The organism is Actinophytocola sp., from assembly GCF_036378875.1.
Classification (GTDB): Bacteria; Actinomycetota; Actinomycetes; order Mycobacteriales; family Pseudonocardiaceae; genus Actinophytocola.
In genome coordinates this window covers 41,593-52,024 of sequence record NZ_DASUVO010000121.1, presented here as the reverse complement: position 1 = coordinate 52,024, position 10,432 = coordinate 41,593, and the positions used below count along the sequence as shown (strand labels likewise).

General features: G+C 69.6%; 8 protein-coding genes. 7 read left to right on the top strand and 1 reads right to left on the bottom strand.

What is annotated here, in order from left to right; translation table 11 throughout:
* Window positions 1–1,055: 1,055 nt before the first annotated feature.
* Window positions 1,056–3,164, bottom strand: a complete 2,109-nt coding sequence (locus VF106_RS35295; RefSeq protein WP_330844282.1) for a RecQ family ATP-dependent DNA helicase — start codon at window positions 3,162–3,164, stop codon at window positions 1,056–1,058.
* A gap of 124 nt (window positions 3,165–3,288) precedes the next feature.
* On the opposite strand from VF106_RS35295, the gene nadD reads away from it, so the two are divergent.
* The 7 genes from nadD to VF106_RS35260 all read left to right on the top strand — a co-directional run bounded on the left by nadD (window position 3,289) and on the right by VF106_RS35260 (window position 9,985).
* Complete coding sequence (nadD, locus tag VF106_RS35290; protein WP_330844281.1) at window positions 3,289–3,876, top strand: nicotinate-nucleotide adenylyltransferase; 588 nt, start codon at window positions 3,289–3,291, stop codon at window positions 3,874–3,876.
* Window positions 3,877–3,943: 67 nt separating this feature from the next.
* Window positions 3,944–4,336, top strand: coding sequence for a ribosome silencing factor (gene rsfS, locus VF106_RS35285; protein WP_330844280.1), 393 nt, complete (start codon window positions 3,944–3,946; stop codon window positions 4,334–4,336).
* Window positions 4,333–4,947, top strand: a complete 615-nt coding sequence (locus tag VF106_RS35280; RefSeq protein WP_330844279.1) for a histidine phosphatase family protein — start codon at window positions 4,333–4,335, stop codon at window positions 4,945–4,947. Before rsfS ends, VF106_RS35280 begins: the two co-directional genes overlap by 4 nt.
* Before the next feature lie 5 nt (window positions 4,948–4,952).
* Window positions 4,953–5,669, top strand: coding sequence for a diglucosylglycerate octanoyltransferase (gene octT / locus VF106_RS35275; RefSeq protein WP_330844278.1), 717 nt, complete (start codon window positions 4,953–4,955; stop codon window positions 5,667–5,669).
* A gap of 37 nt (window positions 5,670–5,706) precedes the next feature.
* A complete protein-coding gene (locus VF106_RS35270) occupies window positions 5,707–6,564 on the top strand; it encodes a DegV family protein (protein WP_330844277.1) in 858 nt (285 codons plus the stop codon).
* 141 nt (window positions 6,565–6,705) lie between these two features.
* Window positions 6,706–7,521, top strand: coding sequence for a ComEA family DNA-binding protein (locus tag VF106_RS35265; protein ID WP_330844276.1), 816 nt, complete (start codon window positions 6,706–6,708; stop codon window positions 7,519–7,521).
* A 118-nt stretch (window positions 7,522–7,639) separates the two neighbouring features.
* Window positions 7,640–9,985 carry a DNA internalization-related competence protein ComEC/Rec2 gene (locus VF106_RS35260; RefSeq protein WP_330844283.1) on the top strand — a complete coding sequence of 782 codons (2,346 nt, stop codon included), beginning with the start codon at window positions 7,640–7,642 and terminating at the stop codon, window positions 9,983–9,985.
* The last annotated feature ends 447 nt before the right edge of the window (window positions 9,986–10,432 follow it).

Sequence of the window (10,432 nt, the reverse complement as noted above, 5' to 3'; positions counted from 1 at the left end):
CTCAGCCCGCCGATCTGGCCTTGTCCGCGCGGTCTGGCCAGCCCAGTCTGGTCCGACCTGCTCAGCCTCCACCCTCCCGGGCTGGCTGACTCGGCCTGGCTCGGCCCGCCTGGCCCGGCCTGACCTGCTCAGCCTGACCTGCTCAGCCTGACCTCCCCTCCGTCCCGGCCTGACCTGGCCTGCCTGGTCCGGCATGGCCTGGTCCGGCATGGCCTGGTCCGGCATGACCGCCCTTCCGGCCTGGCCGACCCAGCTTGCCGGCCGATCCGTCTGGCTGACCCCCAGCCCGCCTGCCGGCCCGGCTGACCCGGCCTGCCTGCCGAGCTGCCCGGTTGGCTGCCCACCGCGTGTTCGGCTGCCATGCCCACCTGGCCACCCAGGGCCCAGTCGGCCTGGCCGACCCCGGCCCCGCCCGGCCCGCCCCGCCCGGCCCCGCCCGGCTCGGTCCGGCTCGGTCCGGCTCGGTCCGGCTCGGTCCGGCTCGGGTCGGCTCGGTCCGGCTCGGGTCGGCTCGGGTCGGCTCGGGTCGGCTCGGGTCGGGATCCGGCCTGGTCTGTTGGTGAGGATGGCGATGCTTTCGGGTCGGGAAGCGGTGGTGGGTGTGTTGGCGAGCGTTCCGGTCTCGTCGTGCGACTCGTGCGTCCAGCTAACTGGGGTGCCCACTGCGTGCGGAGCCGCATCCTCACCTCACCCTGGACGCTCCCTCGGTCGGTGTCCGGGCCGGTAGGAAAGTCGCCGGCCCGGACACCGCCGCCTCCGTCGCGCCTCGGACGCGTTGGAATCGGCTGTCGGACGTGCGTGTCAAGCGCACCCGCCGGGCGCTTGACACGCACGAGCCGGCTTGCCTGGACGAACCGCGCAGGGTGCCCAGTCCTGTCGCTGCCCGTCTCCGCCGCGCACTGCCCTTCCGGAGGACGCGTCGACTCCGGGACGGGGTTGTCACCCCTCAGACAGTGCTCGAGTCGCGTTCTGGAGGCGGTCTGCGGTGATCGCCGCGTACTTCGGTCTCGTGCTGATCTCCTTTCTGCCAAGCCATGACCGTTGTCAGGCGCCGATCACGTTGTTGTGGCCAGAGCGAATGGCAGCACCGCGGGTACACCGGTTTCCCGCAGGAGCTTCGCTGCGACCGTCATCGTCCAGCCCGTGTCCACCCGGTCGTCGACCAGTAGAACCGGCCCAGTCACCGTGAACAGTCGCTCGGCCAGCTCGGCGTCGACCGTGAGCTTCTGCCACACCTGCGCGAGACGTAACGCGCTGTTGGCACGAGGCTCTCCCGACGGTTCGGTGCCGATCTCGCCGAGTAGAGCCAGTCTGCCGATCGAGGCGAGACGTTCACCCAAACTGGAGACCAGCTTCGGTCGGCTTCGTGAGCCGATCGTCACCACTCCGACTGGGCGTTCCTCCCACTCCCACGACGCCAACACCTGCACGCAGGCGCTGACCATGTCATCCGGCACCGGACCGTCCGCGTTCTCAGCCCCCGGCGAGAACAGTTCGCGCAAACGATTGCCCCACCCGACGTCCGTGAGTCGTCCTAGCGCTCTACCCGGTGCGGCGGCCACGTCCGCGCCGATTCGACCGGAAAGCGGCACGTCCAGCACCGCCATTCCGCTCGGCCACTGACGACGCGGCTCGACCTCGACGCCGGGGCGACGTAACCGCTCGCCAGCCTTGGCCACCCGGTCCAGCGACACATCGGTGCTCCACTTGGGACCGGCGCAGTTGTCGCACCTGCCGCACGGTGCCGCGTGAGGGTCGTCCAGTTGACGAAGTAGGTACTCCATCCGGCACCCGCCCATCGACTGGTAGTCGAGCATGGTCTGTTGCTCGGCCTGCCGTGCCTCGGCGATGCCTCGATACCGCTCCGCGTCGTACTGCCACGCGGCGCCCGTCGCGAGCCAGCCACCCTTCACCCGCTGCACCGCGCCATCCACGTCCAGGACCTTGAGCACCATCTCCAGCCGCGACCGCGACAGGTTGCACCTCGGTTCAAGGGCCATTGTGGACAGTGGTCGATCGGCGTTCGCCAACGCGTCGACCACTTGGCGTACAAGCGGTTCCGGCGGGAAGGCCAGCGAGGCGAAGTACTTCCAGATGGCTCTGTCCTCGACACCCGGCAGCAACAACACCTCGGCACGGTCCACCCCACGACCCGCGCGGCCGATCTGCTGGTAGTACGCGATTGGTGAGGCGGGGGAGCCGAGATGGATCACGAACCCGAGGTCGGGTTTGTCGAAACCCATGCCCAGTGCGGACGTCGCCACGACCGCCTTGATCCGGTTGGCCAACAGGTCCTGCTCGATCTGCTCCCGCTCGGCCGGTTCCGTTCGACCCGAGTACGCGGCGACCTCGAACCCGTTGTCCCGCAGGAAGGACGCCGTCTCGTACGTCGCGGCCACGGTGAGCGTGTAGATGATGCCCGACCCCGGCAGATCGCCAAGATGTTCCGCGAGCCAACCCATCCTGGCCTGCGGTGTCGGCAGATCCAGCACACCGAGATGAAGGCTTTCCCGGTCGAGCTCGCCCCGCAGCACAAGAGTGTCCTGCTTGCCGAGATCGAGCTGGTCCGCGACGTCTCGGACCACGCGGTCGTTGGCCGTCGCCGTCGTCGCCAGCACCGGCACGCCGTCCGGAAGCTCGGTCAGCAGTGTGCGGAGCCTGCGGTAGTCCGGCCGGAAGTCGTGACCCCAGTCGGAGATGCAATGCGCCTCGTCGACGACGAGCATGCCGGCCGACGCGGTCAGTTCAGGTAGCACGGACTCGCGGAAGTCCGGGTTGTTGAGCCGTTCCGGGCTGACCAGCAGCACGTCGGTGCGGCCGGAGAGCACATCCTGTTGGACCTGGTGCCACTGGTCGAGGTTCGCCGAGTTGATGGTCGCCGCGTGCACGCCGGCGCGTGCCGCGGCGTCGATCTGGTTGCGCATCAACGCCAGCAACGGCGAGACGATCACCGTCGGACCACTGCCCAACTCCCTTAACAGTGCGGTGGCGAGGAAGTACACGGCCGACTTGCCCCACCCGGTGCGCTGCACGACCAGAGCACGCCTGCGTTCGATGACCAGCGCCTTGATGGCGGTCCACTGGTCGTCGCGCAGTGACGCGCCGTCGCCCGCGAGGGCGCGGAGCCGGGTTTCTGCTGAGTTTCGAAGTGCTTGCTCGTCCACGGGGTCCACGATGGCGCATCGCGGGGGAGGGGGCCAGGAGAAGGCCGAGCGAATGGGACTTTCGCTCGGGAAAGTGGTGGGCGACATACGCGCTCCCGATCTCGTGCACGTACGCTGACCAGCTATGACAGGTCGTCGGATCGGGATCATGGGTGGCACGTTCGATCCCGTGCACCACGGGCATCTGGTCGCCGCCAGTGAGGTTCAGGCGCGGTTCCACCTCGATGAGGTGATCTTCGTGCCGACCGGTCATCCCTGGCAGAAGAGCGACCGCAAGGTCAGCGCCGCGGAGGACCGCTATCTCATGACCGTGATCGCCACCGCGTCCAACCCCCGCTTCTCGGTGAGCAGGGTGGACATCGAGCGCGGCGGCACCACCTACACCATCGACACGCTCCGCGACCTGCGCAACGCCTATCCCGGGGCCGAGCTGTTCTTCATCACTGGGGCCGACGCGCTCGAGCAGATCGTGTCATGGCGGGAGGCCGAGGAGCTGTTCTCGCTGGCACACTTCGTCGGCGTCACCAGACCCGGCTACCGGCTGGACGACGGACATTTACCGACTGGTTCGGTGAGCCTCATCGATGTGCCGGCGATGGCGATATCCTCAACAGCGTGCCGGGAGCGGGTCGCGTCCGGTCTGCCGGTGTGGTACCTGGTTCCCGACGGCGTGGTCCAGTACATATCGAAACGGGACCTCTATAACGCGTGACCCGAACCGCAACGGCACAGGTATTCTCCCAGGGTTGAACAACCCAGGACACACGACAAGGAGTGACGTGGCCGCAACGCACGACGCACGGGAGTTGGCGCTGGTCGCAGCCAATGCGGCAGCCGACAAGAAGGCCAGCGACGTGATCGTGCTCGACGTCTCCGACCAGCTGGTCATCACCGACTGCTTCGTGATCGCCTCCGCGCCGAACGAGCGGCAGGTCGGCGCCATCGTCGACAACGTCGAGGAGAAGATGCGTGACGCCGGCACCAAGCCGGTGCGCCGGGAAGGTGCGCGGGAGGGCCGGTGGGTCCTCCTCGACTTCGTCGACGTGGTGGTGCATGTCCAACACGCCGAGGAGCGCGCGTTCTACGGTCTCGAGCGCCTCTGGAAGGACTGTCCGCGCATCGATTTCGACCCCGATGCCGGGATGGACGAGTCGAACGGTGGGACGACGTGACGCTCCGCCGGCTCGTCCTGTGGCGCCACGGCGAGACCGACTACAACGCCGCCAGCCGGATGCAGGGCCAGCTGGACTCCGTGCTCACCGACGTCGGGCGCAACCAGGCCAGGTTCGCGGTACCCGCGCTCGCTCGGTTCTCGCCCGATGTGGTGGTCGCGTCCGACCTCAAGCGCGCCACGGACACGGCGCTGATCTTCACCGAGACGACCGGCGTGCCGCTACGGTTCGACAAGCGCTTGCGTGAGACGCACCTCGGTCTGTGGCAGGGCATGACCGGCCAGCAGGTGGACGAGCAGTGGCCCGGTGCGCGGCAGGTGTGGCAGACGGACGCGGCCTGGACACCGCCGGGCGGCGAGGCGCGGGTCGAGGTCGCCGCACGTGCGTCCGAGGTCGTGGCCGAGCTCGACGAGTCCACTGAGGACACCGCGATCCTGTGTGCGCACGGCGGGTTGATCACGGCGTTGACCGGGCATCTGCTCGAGCTGCCGATCGCCGCGTGGTCGAAGCTCGGCGGCATCGGCAACTGCCACTGGGTGGTGCTCGCTCGGCGGGCATCGAGCGGCCTGGCCTGGCGGCTGATCGCCTACAACGCGGGGATCACCGGCTGACCAGCATGACGACCCTGCTGGTGTTCGGGGATTCACTGAGCTTCCAAGGCCCGAACGGGCCACGCCCCTCGGACGACGAGCGGCTGTGGCCCAACCGTGCGGCGGCTGCGCTGGGTGGGCGCGCCGAGCTGTTCGCGAGGTCCGGCTGGACCGCGCGTGACGCGTTCTGGGCGCTGACCAGCGACCCCAGATTGTGGACCCAGCTGCCCAAAGCCGATGTGCTCGTGCTTGCGGTCGGCAGCATGGACACTCTGCCCTCGCCCTTGCCGACCTACCTGCGGGAAGGGCTGCGTTACCTGCGGCCGGACCCGCTGCGGCGTTGGGTGCGGGACCGCTACCTCGCCGCGCAGCCCTGGCTGGCGAAGGCGACAAGAGGTCGTCCCGTCGCGTTGCCGCCCGCCCTGACTGTCCATTACCTGGACCGGATCCTCGCTTCGATCCGCGTACTCCGGCCGGATCTGCCGGCGGTAGGGGTGTTGCCGCCGGTGCACCAGGCCAGCTCCTACGGCTATGTCCACACTGGCCGGGCCGTCGGAGCCGCCGCGATCCGCGCCTGGGGAGACCGGGTGGGAGTGCCGCTGCTGGACCTGGCCGCGCTCGTCGGTGACCATGTGCGCGCTGGACGCGGCAACCCGGACGGCATGCACTGGGGCTGGGAGGCGCACGAACTGGTGGGCAAGGCCCTCGCCGACGAGGCCGGCGCGCTGCTCGGCCGGCGCTGACGTTCATTTTTGTCACCGACCCCGTAGGCTCCCGTCCGTGGCGGTCGCCGTGGTCACCGATTCCAGCGCGTACCTGCCGGATGGCTTCGCCAGCCGGCACGCGGTGCACGTCGTACCACTGCATGTGCTGATCGACGAATGTTCCGGTCTGGATGGTGTCGACATCGGACCCGCGGAGGTGGCCGCGGCGTTGAGCGGGCGCCGGAGGGTCACCACGTCGCGGCCCAATCCAGAAGAGTTCGCCCAGATCTACCGGCGGCTACTCGACGACGGCATGGACGGCATCGTTTCCGTGCACCTGTCCCGTGAGCTTTCCGGGACCTGGGAGTCGGCCAGGCTGGCCGCACTGGAGGTCGGCGCCGACCGCGTGAAGGTCGTCGACTCGCGCACCGCGATGATGGGACTGGGGTTCTCGGTGCTGCGGGCGGCGACGGCAGCGGCCAGCGGTGCGGGCTGTGCCGATGTCGAAGAGGCCGCGGTGGCCGCGGCCGCGCGGACCACCACGTTCTTCATGGTCGAGACGCTGGAGTACCTGCGGAGGGGCGGCCGGATCGGCTCGGCGGCGGCGTTCCTGGGTACCGCCCTTGCGGTCAAGCCGGTCCTGTATGTGAAGGACGGCCACATCGTGCCGCTGGAGAAGGTACGCACGACCAACAGGGCACTGGCCCGCCTCGTCGACCTGGCTGAGCAGGCCGCTATCGACACGGGTGCCGACGAGGTGGAGCTGGCTGTGCACCATCTTGCCGCCCATGAACGGGCCGTCGAGCTCGCGACCAGGTTGGACGAGCGCATCTCGCCGTCTTCCGGCTGTGTGGTGTCGGAGCTCGGTGGCGCGATCGGCGCGCACACCGGACCCGGCATGCTCGGTGTCGTCGTCTGTCCCGCGAACGGGTAGCCGGCCAGCTTCGCACACCACACCGACATTTACGCGGCCCGAAGCCGCTCCCCGGGGGCAGTTGTCCACAGCCCACCGAGTTGTCCACAGACAAGCCGTCGGCTCCCCCGCCCTCCCCCTCCAGCCCCTATCGTCGAACTCGTGATCGAAACCATCTCGCGCCGCGACCGCGGGGCAGACGAAACACGTGACCGCCTCAACCGACTGATGAACGAGACACGTCCAGAACAGGAGCAGCAGCGGACCGAACTACTCGCTGACCAGCAGTGGGTGGACGTCTCGGCAGAACCACCGGAACCGCCGCCACGAGAGCCGTGGTGGCGGCGTGGCCGGGCTGGTCGGTTGATGGCCGATTGGACACCGGAGGCGTCCACCGGTGGTCGTCGCCGGTCTACCGTGGCGCTGGTCGGTGGGCTTGTACTCGCCGTGCTGGTGGCGATCGGTGTGTCCATTTCCAGTGGTGGCGTCGAACATGAAGCACCCCCGCTGTTGCCGGTGGCCGCCGCGACGCAGTCCGTCTCGGCCGAATCGTCCATTGTGGTGAGTGTGGTGGGGCTGGTCGCCAGACCCGGCTTGGTGACGCTTCCCGAAGGTGCGCGGGTGGCCGACGCGTTGCGCGAGGTGGGCGGCCCGGTCCCGGGCGCGGACCTCAATGCGCTCAACCTGGCCCGCCGACTGGCTGACGGCGAGCAGATCTATGTCGGTGTTCCTGCTCCGGCCGGCGGCGAGCCGGTTTCGGGGGCACCAGGTTCCGCGTCCTCGGACAAGGTCGACCTGAACATGGCGACGTTGGCCGAGCTGGACACGTTGCCAGGTGTTGGTCCTGTGACGGCGCAACGCATTCTGGACTGGCGCACCGAGCACGGCCAGTTCGACAGTGTGGAGCAGCTGCGGGAGATCGACGGGATCGGTCCGAGCCGGTTCGCGAAGCTCCGGGACATGGTGGTGGCGCGATGATCGCGGCTCGGCCAGGGAAGCTCCCCTTTCGGTTCGCCGCCACTGGGTTTCGTGGCGGGGTGCGGTCGTGATCAGGGCGTTCGGCCTGGATCTCGGTAGCCGAACTGACTGGCGGCTGATGCCCGCCGCGCTCGTCGTGTGGTTCGCGACGATGGCCGGCCTGCTGCTTGGTTGGTGGTGGTGCGCGGTCGGTGGTCTCGCCGGAGCAGTGGCGGGGCTCGTCGTGCTGGCCCGGGCGCGAGGACGTTCAGCGGTCGACAGATGGTGGCGGCTCGGTGTCGCGTGGTCGTTGGTCCTGTGTGGTCTGTTGGTCACGGTGGTCGTCACTATGCGACTGCGGGATGCGGCCGACGATCCACTTCGGGCGCTTGCCACCGCCGACTCGGTCGGGACGTTTCGGCTCGAGATAACCGAACGGGCGAGGCCCGTGTTCGCCGCCGGGTTCGGTGGGCAACAAAGCGGTGTTCGTGTGGTCGTGTTGCCGGCGCGAGTGGTCATGGCGGAGGTAGCCGGTCGGCCTGTGCGGTCGACTGGAGCTGTTGCGGTGATGGCGCCGACCGACCGCTGGCGGACGCTTCTGCCCGGCCAGCGCGTGACGGCGAGGGCGGTCATCGTGCCAGCCGAACCGGGGCAGCTCACTGTCGCCGTGCTGCGGGTCCGCGGGCCCCCGGACGAGGTGAGCGAGGCGGCGGTGTGGCAGCGCGTCGCGCAGACGCTGCGGTCCGGCTTGCGGGATGCGGCCCAGGTGCTGGATCCGGAGCCACGCGGATTGGTGCCCGCGTTGGTCGTCGGTGACACCGACGATGTGCCATCCCAGGTCGTCGACGAGTTCCGCGCGGCCGGGCTGACTCACCTGCTCGCGGTGAGCGGCACGAATCTGGCCGTGGTGTGTGTCGCTGTGCTGTTGCTGCTGCGGACACTGCGGTGCGGGCCGAGGACAGCGGCGGCCGGAGCGATGGTGGCGCTGGTCGGGTTCGTGGTGCTTGCCGGGCCTGAGCCGAGCGTGCTACGGGCCGGTGTGATGGGCGCGGTCGGGTTGCTCGCTCTCGCGCTCGGACGCCAACGTGCGGCGCTTCCTGCACTCGGCGTCGCCGTGATCGTGCTGGTGCTCTGGGATTCCGCGATGGCGGTCAGCATCGGGTTCGCGTTGTCGGTGCTGGCGACCGGAGCGCTCGTGCTGATCGCGCCTCGGTGGGCGGAGCGGCTCGCCGCCGGGGGCGTGCCGCGTGGGTTGGCGGAGGCGCTGGCCGTGCCGGCCGCCGCACACCTCGTCACCGCCCCGGTCGTGGCTGGGTTCGCCGGTGAGGTGAGCGTGGTCGCGGTCGTCGCGAACCTGCTCGCGGCACCTGTGGTCGCGCCGGCGACTGTGCTCGGGGTGCTGGCCGCGGTGGTCGCGCCGATGGCGCCGTGGCTTGCCGAGTTGCTCGTCAGGCTGGCCGGGCCAGAGGTGGACTGGCTGATCGTCGTTGCCAGGCACGCGGCTGACGTGCCGGGCGCGGTGATCTCGTGGCCCGGTGGCTGGCTTGGCGGGCTCCTGCTCGCCGGGTGCGCGATAGTGCTGGTGGCGGCGCTGCGCAGGCGGCGGCTGCGAGTGCTTGTCGCCGTGGTGCTGACCGGGTTGCTGGTCGTGGTGATCCCGGTGCGGGTGATCGCGCCTGGATGGCCGCCGGCGGGCTGGGCGGTGGTCGCGTGTGACGTGGGACAAGGCGATGCCCTTGTGCTCGCCACCGGGGAGGCAGGGCGGGCGGTCGTCGTGGACACCGGGCCGGAATTCGGGCCATTGGCGGCATGCCTCGACCGGCTGGACGTGTCTCGGGTGCCGTTGGTGGTGCTGAGCCACTTACATGCCGATCACATCGGTGGGTTGGCGGCGGTGCTGGCCGACCGGGCGGTCGGCGCGGTCGGAGTGAGCCGGGCGCGGGAGCCGCGCTGGGCGTGGAAGGAGGTGCGAAGAAACGCACAGGACGCTGGGGTGCCGGTGGTGCAGCTGACCGCGGGGCAGCGGTTGGCGTGGTCAGGACTGGTGATCGACGTGTTGGCGCCGGACGAGAAGGAGGTGATGCCGGCCGCCGAGTCGGACGGAACGGAGATCAACAACGCGTCGTTGGTGTTGCGGGCGGCGACGCCGGCGGGCCGTGTGTTGCTGAGTGGAGACGTGGAGTTGGCCGCGCAGGCGCAGTTGCTGGACGCACAGGTGGACCTCAGCGCCGATGTGTTCAAGGTGCCGCATCACGGTTCGCGGTACACGTCGCCGGAGTTGTTCGCTGCAGTGCGGCCGCGGATCGCGTTGGTGAGCGTCGGATCGGGAAACCGGTACGGCCACCCGAGTCCGGTCACGCTTCGGATGCTCGCTCGGCTCGGGACTCTGGTGTTGCGCACCGATACCGGCGGAGACACGGCGATCGTCGCGACTCGGACCGGACCACGGGCGGTGACGCGCGGGCCGGCCCGCCGGCCACCGTGACGTGCAGCGCCCACCGTGACGGCAGCGCCCACCGTGACGGGCGGCGACCGCCACAGCGACGTGCGGCGACCGCCACAGTGACGTAGCGGCCACCGTGGTGCGGCAGTCGCGTTGAGTGGCGGCTTCTGTGGCGCTGTGGGCACGTCGTGCGGCGTCGTCCGTGGGGCTGCGGGCAAGTGCATGCAGGCTTCTGCAGTCGCGGTGTGCGGCGGCTTCCGCGGCGCTGCCGCGGCGACGGGTCGACCGTGACGTGGGTGACTGTGGCGCACAGCAGCCGTGCTGCGGCGACAATGACATGCGGCAGCGACCATGGCGTGCGGCGGAGGCCGTGGCGGTGGCTGTCACGTGTTGGTAGCCGTGAGGCTGCGGTGACGTGGTGCTGCGGTGGTGTGGCGTTGTGCCGCGTTGGGGTCAGGTCAGGTCTGCCTGATCCGACCCCAACGGCGG

Coding starts and splice junctions, on each gene's coding strand:
- nadD (WP_330844281.1), top strand. CDS start 3,289: ATGACAGGTCGTCGGATCGGGATCATGGGTGGCACGTTCGATCCCGTG.
- octT (WP_330844278.1), top strand. CDS start 4,953: ATGACGACCCTGCTGGTGTTCGGGGATTCACTGAGCTTCCAAGGCCCG.
- VF106_RS35260 (WP_330844283.1), top strand. CDS start 7,640: ATGCCCGCCGCGCTCGTCGTGTGGTTCGCGACGATGGCCGGCCTGCTG.